This is a genomic window from Bacillus sp. CH140a_4T, from assembly GCF_008923725.1.
Lineage (GTDB): Bacteria > Bacillota > Bacilli > Bacillales > Bacillaceae_G > Bacillus_A.
The window spans coordinates 52,813-72,170 of the sequence record NZ_WBPF01000013.1; the positions used below are offsets into that span (position 1 = coordinate 52,813).

Genomic DNA, 19,358 nt, shown 5'->3' on the forward strand with positions numbered 1-19,358 from the left:
ATTTTTTTCTATCATGAAAGTATGATATCTAATGTTGGATTTTGGAAAACAAAAAGAAGCGACGTATTTTATCGCTTCTTACTCTCATCATTTTTATTCTTTTATAAGTGACTTATTCGCTCTTATAACTTCTTGATACAACAATGGTGACCAATTTTCATTTATATAGTCTTGAATGATCCACCCTACTCTTGTAGGATTCTTTTGTTTTATATGGTTTGCAATTTCAGGGTTTATATAAGAGGCGTAGTAATATGGACTATTCCATGCTGTACCACCAGAAGACAAGCTTGTAAAATTAATATATAGATGATTTAAATCCTCACTATTGTTCATCGTTTCATGTATCGTATCTTTAATAGATTTTATCTTTTCATCATAGCCCACTTTATATTTATCTTGTACTGTTACATTTATATTTTGATTTACAGTTGTCGTAAACGTCTCATTATCTGGCCAATAAAAATTATTATATCCTCCAGATTCATTACTACCATCATATCTTTTTAGTAGTACAATTTTCCCACGAGCATCTCCAAGTTTTATATTTCCCTCTGTTTTTAAAAAGATAGGATCAACAAAATAACTTTTTTCAAATGTATTACTAAAGGAACCCTCTGCTCCTTTCATATCCTCATACTCTTTTTTTAAAGACATAATAATCGTTTCACTTGGGTTATCTTTTAAAAATTTTTTCGCTTCGTTTATGAATTCATGCAGTGTTACATAAAGATATAATGGTCCATGATGAAGGACTATCGTATTATCATCTGTTAAACGTCCTCTTATATCAAAAATACGAGCTCCATGATCCATTTGGTAACGAAAATCATATTCTTGCGTCATTCCCCATACTTGCTTTATTGGATTTTGTAATTTGAACGTCCCGCTATCATGTGTTCCTGGAATTGAAATTCGTGCTAATGGGATATTATCAGGTATAGGTTGCATCCACTTTGACCAAATTTCAAGCTCATTAACAGGGCTAGCTGCAACGACTCGCTTATCATGTAAAGCAAATACAAATGTGATAAATATCATACTACATATGAATAATTTCAAAATAAAATTATTATTGCTCACTATTATTCCTCCTTTTTCTGTTTTATATCAAACTTATTGAATATAATATAATCTAGTTCATAAAAAATAAATAACATTTCATCATTATGAAATATTGCATAGAAGTAAAGTTAAAAAATCATTCACATATATTAAATTAGCAAAATTCAAAGGAACTTCAATGTATTTTCGTATGCAATATTTCATATTCGGACTCTACACTAAATAAATAAGAAACTTATAATGATTATTTATTTTATATGTGCTAATATACTTACATTAAAATATTACATATAGACATTCTGAACTACATTACTTAATCGTTTCACCTTAATTTTTTCTAGGAGGATTTACAATGAAATTATTAAAAATAAAACATATAATACCTTTATCTGCAGCTGCAATTACATTCGTATGTAATCAAGGCACAGCTGAAGCATCTACCATTCATACAGTAAAAAAGAATGATACACTTTGGGGCATTAGTAAACAATATGGAGTTTCCATACAATCCATTAAACAGGCTAATAATAAAGGAAACGATCAAACTTTTATTGGTGAGCAGTTACATATTCCGTGGTCCACGAACTCAAATGAAATCACCGTTCGTCAAAACGCCAGACCTGCGAACATTTCTGGACAAATTATTTATCAAGTACAACAGGGAGATTCATTAGAAACGATAGCAAAGCGTTACAATGTTACCGTTCAATCTATAAAACAAATTAACAATAAAATTGGAAACAACCTTTATACAGGACAACATTTAAAAATTAACTCAAGCATTTCAGAAAAAGAAAAAGACTTAATGGCACGCTTAGTTACCGCTGAAGCAGGTGGCGAATCCTATAAAGGTAAAGTAGCTGTAGCAAAAGTTATACTAAATCGTGTAAACGCAAAAGGTTTTCCAAATACAATAACCGGTGTTATTTATGAACCTATTAAACACGGCTATGCCTTTACTCCTGTTACAGATGGAAGAATTAATCATCCTGCAAGCCCAGAAGCAAAAATGGCAGTAGAAGAGGCTATCTCCACAAAGGGAATACATTCTGACTGGCTTTATTTCTATAATCCGAAAACATCAACAGACAAATGGATTACGACACGTCAAACAGTAGCAGTAATCGGTAACCACGTCTTCGCTAAATAACATTTGAAATCATTAACAGACCTCTTCACTTAAAAGGTCTGTTTTTTTATATGTAAGAATTTATTTATCATATGACATAGTGATCTTTGAAAACTATTTCTTCTTTTAAATAAAGACATTTGTATTTACTCCATCACTCCGAAAAATTAAAGAAGCATCAAGTTCAAAAACTCCCTCTTTATTAATAAAAGCTATTTCTTAACTTCATAATATTGTTATACACTAGAGAAATAAAAACAAACTATTCGTTAGCAGGTGAAAGAATATGTATGATGTTACAATTATCGGTGCTGGAGTAAGTAGCATTTTTATGGCTTATTCACTAGCTAAAAGTAACAAAAAGGTTTTAATTCTTGATAAAGGTAAAGCACTAGAAGATCGCCATTGTCCTTTAGACGAAGGAAAAGCATGTACTTGTACTACATGTGATAAATATTTCGGATTTGGCGGTTTAGGAAAATCTGAAGGAAAATTTAATTATACAAACGGATTTGGCGGAGAACTTGAGCAAAAAGTCGGTAAAGAGGGCTTTATACAACTCATGACTGAAGTAGATGAAATTCTATGTCAGTTCGGAGGAAATTCTGTTTCGAAATATTCTACAGAAAATCTAACTCTCAATAAAAGAGCTGAAGCGTGTGGTTTACAAATGCTAACAACAGAAGTACGGCATCTTGGTACTACCCTTTCAAGCAACATTTTTCAGCGGCTCTACGAATTTTTACTTACGAAAATAAATATACAATTTCATATAGATGTACATCATATTATGAAACAGAAAGATCATTTTACAATAGAGACAACTGAAGGAACGATTCAATCTAAGCAACTAGTATTTGCAACTGGGCGTTCCGGAGCTGATTGGTTAAAAGAAATGTGCACTTCTCTCAATATTTCTCAAGAACAAACTCGTGTAGATTTAGGTATTCGAGTAGAGATGAAAGAACACCAATTACGCTCTATATTAAAAGATACATTTGAGACAAAACTTTCTTATGAGCATGAACACTTCACTGCAACTACGTACTGTATGAATCCAAAGGGACGTATTATTAGAAAGTACGAAGAAGGTTTAGTTATGCCTGACGGTCAAAATTTTCGAGAGAAAGGAACTGGCACACCTAACTTAAATTTCACTTTATTTATTCCGCGCTATTTTTCAACTCTCAAAGAAGCAAATGTATACGCAAGTTCAATTATAAAAAACATTAACCAAGGACGAGATCGGATTGTTATACAGCGCTTAGAGGACTTACTAAATAAACAGCCTACAACAGCGAATGACATGAAACATAACCGTATACAACCTACACTAAAAGGAGATTATGGAGATTTGAATACAGAAATCTCTCCATTATATATTGAAGGACTTAAAGAATTTTTATTACGATTAGAACAATTCATCCAGGAACCGATCGATACAGATACTTTATTATATGGAATTGACGGAAAGTTCTATGCTCCTACGATAAAAATCAATAACCATTTTGAAACAAGTGTAAATGGGCTATTTTTAGTTGGGGATTGTTCCGGCGTCACTCATTCCTTATCTCAAGCTGCTGCAAGTGGGTTGTATGTTGGAAAATATTTATCTCATATTTAATTTCCTTCATTACGATTGCAAGCAAATATTTTAAATTCCATAGTAATAGCTTACTATTCTCCCGCAAAGGATCGCGGTTTTATGAGATACATATTTAACAAAACCATATATGTGCAACTATTGACATTCAATTCTAACAAATTGAATGTCAATAGTTTTAAAAGCCTCTATTCATTTCCACTTTCATTTGTTCGATATTTTGTAACATCATCATAGTGTTTAATATGTTAGGATGTCTATAAGTATTTTTTACTACAACTATGACTTTTTCTATTCTATTTCAAAAAATAGATTTACACTTTAAAATTCCCCATTGTACGTATATGAATACTTCATATTATTACCATTAGTAAAACATAAGCTAAATGGCTCATTATACTCTAATAGTTATAAAAACATAATATGTAATACAGGTTAAATAAAATGTATAAAGAAGGTGTAAAAATGAAAAATAAAATCAATTTACAAATGCAAAATATAAGCTTCGTTTTAATAATTGCTTTAGCAGTATGGTTAAAAACATATCTTATCACAAGATTTAGTTTTGATTTAAAAATTGAGTCTTCTACACAAGAGCTTATTTTATTTATTAGCCCTCTTGCTACATCATTAGCTTTTGTCGGATTAGCATTATTTGCAACCGGTGAAAAGCGAAATTATATAGCGCTATGTATTAATTTCTTATTAACAATCGTACTCGTTGGAAATGTAATGTTCTATGATTTTTATAGCGATTTCGTTACGTTACCAGTACTTGGGCAAACATCAAACTTCGGTCAATTAGGCGGCAGTATTATAGAAATATTGAACTATAAAATTATACTCGCTTTCGTAGACATTATTTTCTTCTTTATTTTGTTAAAGAAGAAGGCACTAGTCTTCCAAACAGGACGTGTAACTCATCCGGCACGCTTCGTATATTTTCTCTTAACGATTGGAATATTTTTTGCAAATCTACATCTTGCAGAAAAAGAACGACCTGAACTATTAACGAGATCATTCGACCGAGTCATGCTTGTTAAAAATTTAGGACTATACACTCATCAAGTATATGATTTAACACTACAAGTAAAAGCCGAATCACAAAAAGCACTTGCAGATAGTAGTAAATTACAAGAAACTGAAAACTACGTAAAGGCAAACCAAAGTGAGCCAAATCCTAACATGTTTGGTGCAGCGAAAAGAAAAAACGTAATTGTTGTCACTCTTGAATCCCTGCAAACCTTCTTAATAGGCGCATCAGTTAACGGTCAAGAAGTTACACCATTCTTGAATGAATTTATAAATGAAAGCTATTACTTCGATAACTTTTTCCACCAAACTGGGCAAGGAAAAACATCCGATTCTGAATTTCTAATCGATACTTCGTTGTATCCATTAAATCGAGGAGCTGTATTTTTCACGCACGGTAACAATGATTATACTGCGACTCCAGAAATTTTACGTCAGCAAGGTTATTTCACTTCTGTATTCCATGCGAATAATGCAACATTTTGGAATCGCAATATCATGTACTCTGCTCTCGGTTATGATCGTTACTATAACGAACTTGATTACAAAATTACGCCCGAAACAAATTTAAATTGGGGATTAAAAGATATCGAATACTTTGATCAATCAGTAGATATATTAAAAACTGTTGACCAACCATTTTACGCTCGTTTCCTTACTTTAACGAACCATTATCCATTTACGTATGATGAAGATACAAAATTCATTGAACCATATAACTCTGGTAATGGCGTATTTGATCGTTATATCGTAACAGCACGTTACTTAGACGAATCCATTAAAAAATTTATTGAGCGTTTAAAAGCCGAGGGAATGTATGATGATTCTATTATTGTGTTATACGGTGATCATTATGGTATTTCTGAAAAACATAATCGTGCAATGGCACAGTTTTTAGAAAAAGATCAAATAACAGAATTTGATACTTTAAATTTACAACGCACACCTTTATATATTCATATGCCTGGTCAAACAGAAGGTCAAACGATTTCAAAGCCTACGGGACAAATCGATATGAAACCTACTATTCTAAATTTACTTGGGATTGATACTACGAACGATATTCGTTTTGGCCATGATATGTTTTCAGATGAATATACCGGTTTTGTCGTTTTACGTGATGGTAGCTTTATTACAGACAAGTATGCATACACAAACAATACTTTCTATGACCGCATAACAGGTGAAATTGTAGATTTACCAAAAAAAGAAGCACAAGCACTCATTAACCGTGCACAAAATGAATTACGGATGTCTGACAAAATCATCGAAGGCGATTTATTACGTTTCTCAGAAAGTAATAAAATGAAAACTGGCGAAGTACAAACTAAAATTAAAGAGACTGAAAAATAATGTAAATATGAAAAGGGAGCAACTCATTACAGTTGCTCCCTTTTACTCTCTTATAACATATGATGCAATGTCATATAAAGTGAAACTTTAATCAGTGGGGGTTTTCTTCATCCCCCACTGATTATTAGTTGAACCAATCGGACTTTAATGGGCAGTTGATCCCCCACCTAACTTCTTTGCTTTCGCTGAATTTTGAGGTGGGGGTCTTACTGCCCATTAAAGTGGGATAAAAACCTCATATATTTTACTTTTATTCTACGCTTGCTTCTAAAGTTACATCTGTATAGGTATGATCATCACCTATATTTAAAATTACTTCACATTGACGTAATCTCAATTCAAAGAGCATGATAGAATCATGGTAGACTTCAGGATTTGATTTCATTTTATGTAACATCTCTTGTTTTTCTTGTATTTCTAAATGAGTGTGTTCTACAGCTTGTTTCAAGGAGTTAAATGGATTCCTAAAGAATATATGAATATCCCTCTCTTGCGTGTTTTCAAATAGCTCAAATTGCAAGAAAAATTTCTTCATAATAGAAGCTGTTACCTCGGTATAATCTTCATTTTCTACATACTGTTTATATTTGTTATATAGCATACCTTTGTTTTTAGGAAGAACTCCAAATAATTTACCGGCACTTTTCAGTAAAAATTGTGCTGGCGTAAATCGACGTAAAATATTTACTTCATCCATTTGTATTCTAGTCGTCATTCTATCCGTATCTCTGCGCCAATCATCAAGCACTTTAAAATCACATGCTAACTGTATTCGATTTTCTCCAAATAAAGAATTAAGTCCTTCACTAAGTTCTTCTAGGTATGATTGACTTTGAAGGAGCTCATTATTAGAAGTTGCAATCCAATTTTGCATAGAAAGAGCAAGTTTAGGTAATACCGTTTGTTCTAAGTATTTATGCACCCTCTCATTCATTGCTTTATTTAGTTCCGTATCCATGTGCCCGAAATCGCTTTCTTCACTAATTAAATCCGAACAACTCTGTAATATCTTCGGAATATTTTCAGTAAGATCGTTCGTAATTTCCCTTTTCATTGTGCGATATGACTGTGTAATGATATGAATTTTTTCCTTCTCAAAAGCAGTAAGATTATTAATGCTACCGTTTAGTTTCACTAGCATATCTTCATTCCAATTAATCGCATCCACTAAATTATTTTCTTTCTCAACGCGTTTATCCAACAGATATGTAATTGTTTTTCGAATGAAAAACAATAGCTTTTCAGTACGTTCTGCATCGATATTTTTATGATTAAAGTTAAAATGAATAAACTCATTTAACTCATTTAATTGGTGATTACTTGTATATAACGAAGAGTAAGGGGAAATTCTCGCTTGCGGGAAATATGTGTTTATTCTCGCTTGCGTATCATATAATACTCTTTTCACTTCTGCTTCACTGTAAATATTATCGATTTTATTTAATAAGAAATGAATTTGTAAATTTGGTGTATGTTCTTGAATGCTTAATAGAATGTCACGTTCTTTGTCAGTAAAAGGTGAATCCGCATTCAATACGAATAGTAATTCGTCTACAGAATTTAAATATTCAAATATTTCATCCCTAGCATCGTTATTCCTATTAAAGCCAGGTGTAACTACAAATGTAAGTTTATTTTCACTTAAAAATCTGCATGGTAATTTAAATTCGACACATGCTCTATCTCTATATGTTTGATGGTGTTGAGACATCATATTATGGTAATCAGAGATATCTTCCGTTGTTGTAATTGCAGAGTCTGTTATGGCGTTAATTTCTGTATGAGCATCATTTTTTAAAACTACTACATTTGAAGTTGATTTTTCTACTATATTTTCTCCTAATATAGAATTAATAAATGTAGTTTTTCCGTTCCCTGAAGTTCCCGTTACTAAAATGCGATTTGTGCTTAAATCTGCGAGCTCGCCAACTAACCATCTAAATCGGTGACCCATTTCTATATTATGCTTTTGTGCCCACTGTGTAATAGATTCAAAAAGATGTAAACTATACTCTAAGCCATTCACATGATTAATGGAGTATAACAACAGGTTTTCAGCATGTTTTATATTTGCTGAATCTATTTTAGAAGGGAAAATCTCATCCCACGCCAATACAGCTGCTGATGGAAATACAGCATAAGATGGATTGACTACCTTTAACCAATTTGTTAACAAGTTTGGAATAATATCGTGCAATTGTTTAAGCATATATTGACCTTGAATTAATTCAAAGTACGTTCCTTCGTAAAGAGAAGAAATTTTGTCCCATATATCGGACGAATGTATTTCAATATGTAAGAAAAATTCATTTATTGTGTTAAGCCATAATAAGTAATTTTGTTCATTTTTATAACTATTCCAAAGTGATGAAACAATTTGTGTAAATTGCACTTGATCTACATTATTTAACGTAACTAATACTTCGTAAAAATAATCTGGTGAAATATGTCTAGTAAATCCTTTATCGATATATCCTTTTAAAACCTCAAACCACGGATAAGATTCTGTTCGAATTAACTCATTTACAGCAAGCTCTACTGCACTATCAAAATCTTGCTGCTCCTCATAAAAGGAACGGGCAATTTTTGTGACATTTGGATAATCCGGATTTAAAGAAACTGCTTCTTTAATAACAGCAAAAGCTGAGTCAAAATTATTTTGCTCTATGTAAAGAGAAAGTAATTGTAGTCTAATTTCGGTCATCAATATTATATTATCAGTAGCAATAGAAGTATAAACATTTTCAGCAACTGGTAATTGATTAAGCTCGAAATAAGCATCCGCAATATTTTTTTGTGCCCATGGTGCTAATTCATTACTAACTTTCTCCCATTTAAAAATAGCTGCTTCAAAATCTTGATGGCGATAATAAAATTCACCTTGTGCAAAACGAATGTAAGATCCATCAGAAATCTCATTTCTTTCTTCGTTTACATAAGCTTCTCCAAGTACGTCAAGAGCTGGTTTTGTTTCATTCTCCATTAGGAATGTTTCATAATACATCTTTTTTATTAATTGTTTTTCTACTCTCATCTTTTCCCCCACTATATCTTGAAAATACATTTTTAAGATATGTCAATACTTTTTGTATGTATGCTTTTTATCTTAACAAAGAATATCTTTTGGAAAATTTCATTTTCCTTTCATTTTTCAAGTTAGATTGAATTTTTATGAGAAAAGTTTCAGTTTTTTTTCAATTCCCTTTCAGTTATGCAACAGCATTAAATGTTCCTAATAACCTAATAACACTATAATCTCCTGCATTATATTATCAGGAAAAACCTATATAAATTACATTATAAAAACAATCTATAACGAATATATATACACCCCTAACTTCACTGACAAACAAAAAAACACATAATCGTTGTTAGATGACCTATATACCAATACATCACAATAACTAAAAAACAACAATACTACTCAACAGCTATTCATACACTATCTTTCTCAAATTATTTTCCTTTAAAATATTTCAGTAGTTATGTAATTAAATTGTTCTAACCTATATAAATAACTAGTCCAAAAAAATTCTATATGCATATCATGTTATAGTAAAGAATTCAGGAAATCCTAAAAGGAGGCATTTTCATGTTTGAAGATAAACCTAAAATAAACTACCCATATGAATTTACTGAAACTACAACAATTCCGCTAAAAAATCCCATCAATAAAAACTTCAAAAACGGCTCTGGTACACATACTTTCCCAATAAAAAAACACTATAAAGAACAGGTGTTATATACGGAAAAAATTAATAATAATAAAAATAAATAACCTTATAGACCCTTATAACAATTAATCAAATAAGAATCTATATTAGACTTTGCATAGTTATAGGTAATATATAAATCTTTCTTATACAACTCGTGTACTTTTAAAAAGTGCTGATATACGGCGCTTTTTTATACATAGATAATAGAAGAACAAAAAAGGTATGGATATTTTCCACACCTTTTTTGTTCTTTACTATTCATAAATAAAGTACATCCATGTTTATTTTACCTAGTAGCACTTTAATGGACCTCCTAGAAGTCATTGGATTGAATTTATATAATAACCTTGAATATTTTGCGTCTATTTTTTCTTAAGGGATATTTATTCGGGTTACTTATTAGATTATCAATTATATCCCTTCCGCCCCCTACTTTTTATAAGCCATTATTGCTCTATTATACATATTTAAAAATTTACCAAACGTTGTTTCAAAGCAACTTAGTTTTCATAAAATATTTTTTGTTTCCGCTGAAACGGATAGGCTTTAATCTCATCTGTATCTAAATTTTCATGAAATAAATGAATGGCTATAATTTGTCTACAATCGTAAGTATGATAATAATATGTTCCGGACTCCATACACATTACGCTTGTATAAATGGTATTATCTAATGCACCTTCTTCTGTTATTACTCCACCTTTAGGAACCTCGCAATTTGATAAAATATGAAATAGGGCCGATACTCCCTCTTCTTCACTATCTATACCTTGAATGTTTTGTTTACCATATGCTGCCCGCACAAATCTTGATGGCGGGGTGAAATCCCCTGGAAGTCCCATTGAGCCTGACCCCTGACCAAAAGCACTTAATGGTAAGTTACTCCACTCAGTTGGCGCGAATGGCTGCGATTTAAGGCCAATATATTGTCTTAAATTTTGCAAATGCCAATTAAAATCCGGACTATTCGTCATCACTCCTAGTGGGTTATCATATAATTTTAATCCTTCACTTGTCGGCTCCAGTACAATGCAATCTCCCCATTTATCCGCTAAAATCCAATGTAGTGGTGGCGTAAGTCCTAAATCCGGTAATGGTATATCCAAAAAGGTAAGGCTATCTACAGATTTCTTTAACTCTTTGACAGAATTGAATTGTGTCAGACTCCAAGTTACAAAATCAAATGGAGCCAAATTCGTTTTGTTGTCATCTATGCTTTGACTATAAGTAGCGAATCCTGGAAAATAGAGTGTTGCACATGTCATACCTGCTTCATTTACTCCGTCCGCCATAATAATCCTTCCTTGATGATTAATCCCCATTCCGACCGTAGCATGTTTCGTATTAATGATTTCACCAGTTATATTATTCCACTGGTAATGTCGAGGAATGATTATTACTTCTTGATTCATATCTAATGTGAAGTCCATCGTTCTTGCAAAAAGGTGCTGACCGTTTTTTGTCTGTAATGTCAAACTAGTACACATAAAGTACACCCCATTTTATGGTTTTATCTACACTTTACATAATTCTAATAAATCTGTAAATTAAAAACCTCTTTCTTACAAAAAATTGAGAAAGCACATATATATTACAAATAGGTTATCTCTAGTTTATAGTTGCAAAAGAATTATATGAAAAAGGAGCGACTTGTTACTATCGCTCCTTTTTATTTCTCTCTATATTTTATTAAAATAACCAGAGACCATTTTTCTCTATGAACAGTATCCCTACATAACCCTCTTAAACATCTTCTCAAGCTCATAAGTAGAATGATGCACAAGAATTGGTCTTCCGTGCGGGCATGTGTATGGATTTGTTGTTGTACGTAGTTCTTCCAGTAAAGCAAATATTTGATCGTTCGTTAAATATTGATTCGCTTTAATCGATGCTTTACAGCTCATCATGATAGCTGCTTCTTCACGTAACTTTTTAATATCAACTTTTTTTAGTTTGACGACTTGTTCCATCATTTCGTCGATAATTTCTGTTTCTTGCCCTTTCGGGAACCACGTTGGATGTGAGCGGACAATAAAGGATTGATGACCGAATTGCTCCAAGAATAGTCCAACTTTTTTCAGTTCTTCTAGTTGCTCTTCGACACGTAAAAATTCAGTAAGAGATAGGTCAATACGGTATGGCACAAGTAGTTCTTGTACTTCTTGCGCTACCCTTCCTACTTTATCCCGGAAGTATTCATAATTAATACGTTCCTGCGCTGCATGCTGGTCAATCATATATAAGCCTTTATCATTTTGAGCAAAAATATATGTTCCATGCATTTGTCCAATTGGATAAAGTGGTGGTAAGTCATTACCGTTCATCTCAATCTCTTCTATTTCTTGAACTTCTTCTTCCAATTCCTCTAATTCAAAGTCTTCATCGTTACTGTTCCACGATTTCTCTTTTTGAATTGGTTCTTCCATTATCGGTTTAGTAGATGGCTGCCAACTTTGTTCTTCTCGTACGAGCGACTGTGGTGGTTGCCATTCTTGTTTCGGCGGTTGCCACAGTTGTGCTGGCTGTTTCACAGCCAGTGGTTCTTCTTGTTTTTCATCCATACCTGTCGGTAAAATAATGTCTGGCATAGATGGCTCTTTCGGCTTCGCATGCTCAAACTGGAATTGTTCTTGCACACTTTCATCTTTTTCTTTTTTCTTCGTTGTTACACCCGCATCTGGGATGAGCTGTATTTTTTTAAATGCTGCTTGCAATGTTTCTTCGATAAGCTTTAGCAATTCTTGCTCTTTACTAAAACGAACTTCTAATTTCGCTGGATGTACGTTAACGTCAACAAGCATTGGATCCATTTCAATTGATAAGAAGCCGATTGGGTATCGTCCAACTGGCAATAATGTATGGTATCCTTGCTGAATGGCTTTCATTAATACGAAATTTCGAACGTAACGACCATTTACGATCGTTGACATATAATTACGAGATGCTCTCGTTACTTCTGGTAATGTTACATAACCTTTAATTGTGAAATCTAAAGATTCAGCTTCAATTGGAACAAGCTTCTTCGCAACTTGAATGCTATAAATCGATGCAAGTACTTGTCTCACATCACCATTTCCAGATGTATGAAGTAATTTCTTTTCATTATGAAACAACTTTAACGATACTTCTGGATGTGACATTGCAATACGATACACGATATCTGTAATATTCCCAAGCTCTGTATGAATGGTTTTCATATATTTAAGACGCGCTGGTGTATTAAAGAATAAGTTTTGTACTGTAATATCTGTTCCTTTTCGGCTCGCTGTTTTCTCCTGCTTTATAATGTCTCCACCTTTAATCATAAGGTGCGTACCAGGCGCATCACCTGTGCTAGTGATTAATTTTAATTCACTAACTGAGGCAATACTCGGCAATGCCTCACCGCGGAAACCGAGTGTTCTTATGCGGAACAGATCGTTTTCATCTTTAATTTTACTCGTTGCATGTCGTTCAAAAGCGACGATACAATCTTCTTCTGCAATGCCATCTCCATTATCAATGATGCGAATTTTTGATAAACCAGCTTCTTCTAAGTGGATTTCAATAGATGTACTATTCGCATCGATAGAATTTTCCACAAGTTCTTTTACGACTGAGGCAGGGCGCTCTACTACTTCCCCTGCCGCAATTAAGTTAGAGAGTTGATCATCGAGTTTGCGAATTTTCCCCATCTACTTACTCATCCTTTCTTTAACTTTTTCTGCAAGCGATACAGTTCGTTCATCGCCTCTAAAGGTGTCATATCCAGTAAATCAATTTTTTTAATTTGCGCAAGTACTGCCGTTTCTTTTGCATCTAGAACTGACTTGTCTTGTTTTTTCGAAGACTGTTCTCCACCAAAGAATGATAATTGCGATTCTTCCTCAGTCTCTACTTTCGTCTCTTGTATTTCTGCTGGTTCTTCTTTTACAACAGATGGTTCTGGAGCCACTTCTTGTACTTTCACTTCTGTACGCTTTGGAATAATAATTTCTTCTTGTCCTTCTAGTTGCGCTAACACTTCTTTCGCACGAGCGATTAAGCTATCTGGAAGCTCCGCAAGTTGCGCAACGTGAATTCCGTAACTTTTATCAGCTGCTCCATCTTGAATTTTATGAAGGAATACTACTTTTCCGTTCTCTTCAATAGCTGAAACATGTACATTCTTCAATTGCCCTAAACTTTCTTCTAGTACCGTCAATTCATGATAATGCGTAGAGAATAACGTTTTCGCACCAATTTGGTCATGAATATGTTCAATGATTGCTTGTGCAAGTGCCATACCATCATACGTAGATGTACCGCGTCCAATTTCATCGAATAAAATTAAACTTCTTTCTGATGCATTTGCAATTGCATTTTTCGCTTCTAACATTTCGACCATAAATGTACTTTGACCCGAAATTAAATCATCCGCTGCACCAATTCTCGTAAAGATTTGATCGAATACAGGTAATACCGCTTCTGTTGCTGGTACGAAACAACCGATTTGCGACATAACAGTTACAAGTGCTAATTGTCTCATATACGTACTTTTACCAGACATGTTCGGTCCTGTAATTAAAAAGACATCCATCTTCTCCGGCATAATACAATCATTCGGTACATACAATTTCCCGTTCAATACTTTTTCAACGACAGGATGACGACCATCTTTAATAAAGATTTCGCGCTTCGTTGTTAAAACAGGTTTTACAAACTGTTCTTCTTCACTAACTGTCGCAAAACTTTGCAGTACGTCTAGTTCACTAATTACTTTCGCTAAATGCTGTAATTTCGGAATGAATACTTTGACTTCTTCGCGAAGTGCTGTAAATAAATCGTATTCTAATTGTACAATTTTTTCTTCTGCTTCTAAGATTAATGTTTCTTTTTCTTTTAATTCATCTGTTATGAAACGTTCAGCATTCGCAAGCGTTTGTTTTCGCTCATAGCGCCCTTCTGGAAGTGCTGCAAGATTCGCCTTCGTCACTTCAATGTAGTAGCCGAAAATACGGTTGTACCCGATTTTTAACGATTTAACTCCTGTAATATCGCGCTCTCGTTTTTCAAGCTCAGCAATCCACGTTTTCCCGTTTTTACTAACGTAACGATATTGATCAAGCTTGTCATTATAACCGTCTTTAATAATATCTCCATCTTTAATAGAAAGCGGTGGGTTTTCTTGAATACTTCTTCCTAGTAATTCAGTTAAGCTCTCACATGGATCCGCACCTTGAATTAACCTTGCTGCATAAGCATTATCTAACAGACTAATCGCTTCTAAAATAGCTGGTACTTGAAGTAAAGATCGTCTTAACTGTAATAAGTCCCGTGCATTTACATTACCAAATGCAACTTTCCCTGCTAAACGTTCTAAATCATATACTTCTTTTAATTTTTCTTTTAAATCTTCACGTAAGAAGTAATCATTTACAAATGTTTCAACCATTTCTAAACGCTCTTCTACTTTTTCTTTTTGGATCAGTGGACGTTCCATCCACTGTTTTAACATACGACCACCCATAGCTGTTTTCGTTTTATCTAATAGCCATAATAATGATCCTGTTTTTTCTTTCGTTCGCAGTGTTTCTGTCAGCTCTAAATTTCGCTTTGAATGCACATCAATTTTCATAAATTGATTCGTATAATAAATTTCCACTGGTTGTAAATGGTCTAACGAACGTTTTTGCGTTCTTATCACATAGTTAAATAAGCGTCCAACCGCTTTAATTAACTTTGCTTGCGAAACGTTTTTCACAAGATGTTCTAACCCTTCCGGAATCGTTGTTGCATCTTCATACGAAATCGTCATTTTTAATGTTGCGGTTAATTTATTTAATTCATCTTTTGAAAATGTAGAATCTACAACAATTTCTTTTGAACCAGTTGCATACACTTCTAATAAAATATCTTCTACTGAACCTGTTAACAACGTTACTGTATTTTGTCCAGTCGTTAGATCATTACAAGCTAAAGCATACGATCCATCTTCAAAATGTGTTAATGCTGCTAAGAAGTTATTTTCTTTCTCATCAATAGTACGCCCTTCCATCATCGTTCCTGGCGTAATTAGTTGTACGACTTCACGGCGCACTACACCTTTAGCTGTTTTTGGATCTTCCACTTGCTCACAAACAGCTACTTTATATCCTTTTTCAACAAGTTGTTCAATATAATTTTTAGCTGCATGATGCGGTACACCGCACATCGGTATACGATCACTACTACCACCATCTCGGCTCGTTAATGTAATTTCAAGTTCATGAGCTGCTTTAACCGCATCTTCAAAGAACATTTCATAAAAATCACCTAATCGGAAAAATAAAAAGGCATCTTGATAGTCTGCCTTAACCTTTAAATATTGCTGTATCATAGGGGTATATTGCGTCATACTTTTCCTCCATAATTCTTACATAGTAATCAATTTTCATATATGTCACATTTCACGGACATCCATATCTCCTATTTCAGGAGTCTTTCCTCATTATAGCACATTTCATAAGGAATCATGTTCATTCAAGCATCACTTATGTAAAGTAAAAAGCTAGGAAGAACTTCTCCCTAGCTTTCTATTACTCTTCTTCTGCATCTACGATAAAGTTCGGATCTAATTCTTCAAACTCATCATCATCGACTTGGAAATCCTCGTCTGATTCTACGCAACCTTCAGGATTTACACTTACACAAATTTTCGTTTCCCCAACTACTTCTGTTACAAATTCACGTTCTACAGTTACAACAATTTTATTACCATTTGGTGATACAAGAGCTTCTAAACAATTTGGTGGCTGAATGACACGAGCAATAATTTCTAAATCATCACCAGAAAAGTTTTTATCACGATACCCAATACTCACTTCATCAGTGTAGTTCACACGCTCTGTTACAACTTCTGTCTTTGTATTACCATCAAATGAATACCAAGTGTTCACATCATAGAAACCTTCAATTTCCACATGCTTTCCATTCTTTCTTGCTTCGTACGAGTGGTTAATTACCCAGCACCCTAAAATACTTGTTGGCTCATTATTCGATTCACATGTATGCGTTGACTTTGTATACTTACGTCCTTTTCCAACCACTGCTTTTGTAATAATCTCTCTAAATTCGGACATTCGTAACCCTCCTCAATCACTATTCAATTAATCATATGCGTGACAATAGCGGAATGTGTCATTCTTTTTTCGAGAAGAACTTACGTTTAACCCACTAAAAAAAGAGATGTCAATTCGACATCTCTTTAACAACCACAATTTCCTTTTTTACTTTCTACCGCTGCGCCCGTTTCACCCTTCAATACATCGCCATTAGTTGAAATTAATATTTCATCTGTTACGTTGTTAGAAATCGTACTTGCAACTAGCTGTAGTAAGTCATTTACATATGTTTGTGAAGATTTAAATTCTTGCACAACTGGGATACTATCCAACTTATCTTGTAATGCATCAATTTCAGCTTCTACTTTTTTCAAAGCTTCCCATTTCCCGTAATGCTGCAAGTTTACTGCTTGTTTTTGCAGTGCTTTAATTTCATCAATTGCGCGCTTTACATTTTCATTTTTATGAATTTGTGCCTCTGCTTTCTTAAAGAAATCAACTTCTTCTGTTTCAGAAATCATTTTTGCTAATTCTTTCGCTTGTTCAACAATTTCATCTTTCGAATATGCTTTCATCTATTATTCCACCTCAATCGGCTCTTCAACTAATTCCCCGTTAAGAGACCAAGTTTTTGCTTCCGTTACTTTTACTTTCACAAGCTGACCAATTAAAGATTTTGAAGCGACGAAGTTTACAAGTTTATTCGTACGAGTATAACCTGCGAGTACTTCTGGATTATTTTTACTTTCCCCATCAACTAACACTTCTACAATTTGACCTTTGTAACGATTATTGTTTTCAATTGCCAACGTATTTACTAGTGTATTTAAGCGTTGAAGACGTTCTTTTTTCACTTCCATCGGTACATTATCTTTCATTTTTGCAGCTGGTGTACCTTCGCGCGGAGAATAAATAAAGGTAAAGGCAGTATCAAATCCGACTTCACGATATAACGACATCGTTTCTTCAAATTGCTCATCTGTTTCATTTGGGAAACCAACGATAATATCAGTTGTGAATACTGCATTTGGAATTGCTTCTTTAATTTTTCTTACAAGTTCTAAATAATGCTCACGTGAATATTTACGCGCCATAATTTTTAACATATCTGTGCTTCCAGATTGAACTGGTAAGTGAATATGTTCTACTAAGTTTCCACCTTTTCCAAGCACTTCAATTAAGTGATCATCGAAATCACGTGGATGGCTCGTTGTAAAACGAATACGGGCAATATCAACTTTACGGAGTTCGTCCATTAAATCGCCAAGTCCGTATTCAAAATCTTCAAAGTCTTTACCATATGCATTTACGTTCTGGCCAAGTAATGTAATTTCTTTATAACCATTCGCAGCTAAATGGCGAATCTCTTGGATAATATCTTCTGGACGTCTGCTTCGCTCTTTTCCACGTGTATACGGCACGATACAATATGTACAGAACTTATCACAGCCATACATAATATTTACCCAAGCTTTAATATCACCACGGCGTACTTTCGGAAGGTTTTCAATTACATCCCCTTCTTTTGACCAAACTTCAACTACCGTCTCCTTCGAGAACATTGCATCTTTTAGAATATACGGCAATCTATGAATATTATGCGTTCCAAACACCATATCTACATGCTGATTTTTTTGCATAATTTTATTTACAACAGATTCTTCTTGAGACATACAACCACATACACCAATTAAAAGGTCCGGATTTCTTCTTTTTAATGACTTTAAATGACCTAGTTCACCGAACACTTTATTTTCAGCATTTTCACGAATTGCACAAGTATTTAATAAAACTACATCTGCATCTTCAGTTGAAAAGGTTGGCTCATATCCAAGTGCGGTGAAAATACCCGCCATTACTTCCGTATCATGCTCATTCATTTGACAACCATATGTACGAATATAGAACTTTCTTCCTGTACCAAAATTACGAAATTCTTTAGGTAAGCCAAAATCCCGTTCAATTTTAACTTCTTCTTTCCCTCGTTTTTTCGCGTCTTTTAAGGAAGGTGGTTGGTATACACTTTCAAAGTATTTACTATAATCTTTCTCTTCTTTTTTCGTAGAGGAATTTGCTTGTTGACTTGCTAATCGTTGTTGCTCGTTCATCGGTAATCTCCTTTCACCCTTAACTATACACACTCTATAGTCCATTTTAATGCGCTTTGACTCACCTCAAAAATGGTTAGATAGCTTGAGAGATAACTTGTCCTTTGAAACTTGAGTAATCAATCTAATCATTCATAAAAATGAAGTCTTCCCCACACAAATAGACATTCCCTTTTCATACTTCTTTTTGTCCTATCCAAAAGCATATTGCTTTATCCCTATAAACATTACCATAGTATGAAGCGTTGCGCCAATTTTAACAAGAAAGAGGCTCTGTCTGATCTTACATTT

Annotated in this window: 12 protein-coding genes; 4 read left to right on the forward strand and 8 right to left on the reverse strand. The window is 33.7% G+C overall.

Annotated elements, in window-relative coordinates; all coding sequences use genetic code 11:
* Nucleotides 1–93: 93 nt before the first annotated feature.
* Complete coding sequence (plcA, locus tag F8162_RS08915) at nucleotides 94–1,083, reverse strand: phosphatidylinositol diacylglycerol-lyase (protein WP_151632556.1); 990 nt, start codon at nucleotides 1,081–1,083, stop codon at nucleotides 94–96.
* A gap of 334 nt (nucleotides 1,084–1,417) precedes the next feature.
* On the opposite strand from plcA, the gene F8162_RS08920 reads away from it, so the two are divergent.
* From F8162_RS08920 to F8162_RS08935, 3 genes are all read left to right on the forward strand, one after another.
* Nucleotides 1,418–2,215 carry a cell wall hydrolase gene (locus F8162_RS08920; RefSeq protein WP_151632558.1) on the forward strand — a complete coding sequence of 266 codons (798 nt, stop codon included), beginning with the start codon at nucleotides 1,418–1,420 and terminating at the stop codon, nucleotides 2,213–2,215.
* Nucleotides 2,216–2,480: 265 nt separating this feature from the next.
* Entirely contained in the window at nucleotides 2,481–3,818 is a 1,338-nt protein-coding gene (locus F8162_RS08925) for an NAD(P)/FAD-dependent oxidoreductase (RefSeq protein ID WP_151632560.1), read from the forward strand.
* 444 nt (nucleotides 3,819–4,262) lie between these two features.
* Complete coding sequence (locus tag F8162_RS08935; protein ID WP_151632562.1) at nucleotides 4,263–6,182, forward strand: LTA synthase family protein; 1,920 nt, start codon at nucleotides 4,263–4,265, stop codon at nucleotides 6,180–6,182.
* A gap of 250 nt (nucleotides 6,183–6,432) precedes the next feature.
* On the opposite strand, the gene F8162_RS08940 is transcribed toward F8162_RS08935, so the two are convergent.
* Nucleotides 6,433–9,216, reverse strand: coding sequence for a dynamin family protein (locus F8162_RS08940; protein ID WP_151632564.1), 2,784 nt, complete (start codon nucleotides 9,214–9,216; stop codon nucleotides 6,433–6,435).
* Between the two features lie 558 nt (nucleotides 9,217–9,774).
* Here F8162_RS08940 and F8162_RS08945 point away from each other — a divergent pair.
* Nucleotides 9,775–9,960, forward strand: coding sequence for a hypothetical protein (locus F8162_RS08945; protein WP_151632566.1), 186 nt, complete (start codon nucleotides 9,775–9,777; stop codon nucleotides 9,958–9,960).
* Nucleotides 9,961–10,398: 438 nt separating this feature from the next.
* Here the strand turns inward: F8162_RS08945 and F8162_RS08950 are convergent, their stop codons facing one another.
* The 6 genes from F8162_RS08950 to miaB all read right to left on the reverse strand — a co-directional run bounded on the left by F8162_RS08950 (nucleotide 10,399) and on the right by miaB (nucleotide 19,067).
* Complete coding sequence (locus F8162_RS08950) at nucleotides 10,399–11,385, reverse strand: choloylglycine hydrolase family protein (RefSeq protein ID WP_151632568.1); 987 nt, start codon at nucleotides 11,383–11,385, stop codon at nucleotides 10,399–10,401.
* Between the two features lie 243 nt (nucleotides 11,386–11,628).
* Nucleotides 11,629–13,572, reverse strand: coding sequence for a DNA mismatch repair endonuclease MutL (mutL, locus tag F8162_RS08955; protein ID WP_151632570.1), 1,944 nt, complete (start codon nucleotides 13,570–13,572; stop codon nucleotides 11,629–11,631).
* A gap of 8 nt (nucleotides 13,573–13,580) precedes the next feature.
* On the reverse strand, nucleotides 13,581–16,253 hold the full coding sequence (gene mutS, locus F8162_RS08960; RefSeq protein ID WP_151632572.1) for a DNA mismatch repair protein MutS: 2,673 nt from the start codon (nucleotides 16,251–16,253) through the stop codon (nucleotides 13,581–13,583).
* Nucleotides 16,254–16,434: 181 nt separating this feature from the next.
* Nucleotides 16,435–16,977 (reverse strand): outer spore coat protein CotE, encoded by a 543-nt coding sequence (gene cotE, locus F8162_RS08965; protein ID WP_001288802.1) that lies wholly within the window; start codon nucleotides 16,975–16,977, stop codon nucleotides 16,435–16,437.
* 125 nt (nucleotides 16,978–17,102) lie between these two features.
* Complete coding sequence (locus F8162_RS08970) at nucleotides 17,103–17,534, reverse strand: RicAFT regulatory complex protein RicA family protein (protein ID WP_016086647.1); 432 nt, start codon at nucleotides 17,532–17,534, stop codon at nucleotides 17,103–17,105.
* Nucleotides 17,535–17,537: 3 nt separating this feature from the next.
* Nucleotides 17,538–19,067, reverse strand: coding sequence for a tRNA (N6-isopentenyl adenosine(37)-C2)-methylthiotransferase MiaB (gene miaB / locus F8162_RS08975; RefSeq protein ID WP_151632574.1), 1,530 nt, complete (start codon nucleotides 19,065–19,067; stop codon nucleotides 17,538–17,540).
* Nucleotides 19,068–19,358 lie beyond the last annotated feature (291 nt).

Coding starts and splice junctions, on each gene's coding strand:
- F8162_RS08935 (WP_151632562.1), top strand. CDS start 4,263: ATGAAAAATAAAATCAATTTACAAATGCAAAATATAAGCTTCGTTTTA.
- F8162_RS08950 (WP_151632568.1), bottom strand. CDS start 11,385: ATGTGTACTAGTTTGACATTACAGACAAAAAACGGTCAGCACCTTTTT.
- F8162_RS08925 (WP_151632560.1), top strand. CDS start 2,481: ATGTATGATGTTACAATTATCGGTGCTGGAGTAAGTAGCATTTTTATG.
- F8162_RS08940 (WP_151632564.1), bottom strand. CDS start 9,216: ATGAGAGTAGAAAAACAATTAATAAAAAAGATGTATTATGAAACATTC.
- mutS (WP_151632572.1), bottom strand. CDS start 16,253: ATGACGCAATATACCCCTATGATACAGCAATATTTAAAGGTTAAGGCA.
- cotE (WP_001288802.1), bottom strand. CDS start 16,977: ATGTCCGAATTTAGAGAGATTATTACAAAAGCAGTGGTTGGAAAAGGA.
- F8162_RS08945 (WP_151632566.1), top strand. CDS start 9,775: ATGTTTGAAGATAAACCTAAAATAAACTACCCATATGAATTTACTGAA.
- mutL (WP_151632570.1), bottom strand. CDS start 13,572: ATGGGGAAAATTCGCAAACTCGATGATCAACTCTCTAACTTAATTGCG.
- miaB (WP_151632574.1), bottom strand. CDS start 19,067: ATGAACGAGCAACAACGATTAGCAAGTCAACAAGCAAATTCCTCTACG.
- F8162_RS08920 (WP_151632558.1), top strand. CDS start 1,418: ATGAAATTATTAAAAATAAAACATATAATACCTTTATCTGCAGCTGCA.
- F8162_RS08970 (WP_016086647.1), bottom strand. CDS start 17,534: ATGAAAGCATATTCGAAAGATGAAATTGTTGAACAAGCGAAAGAATTA.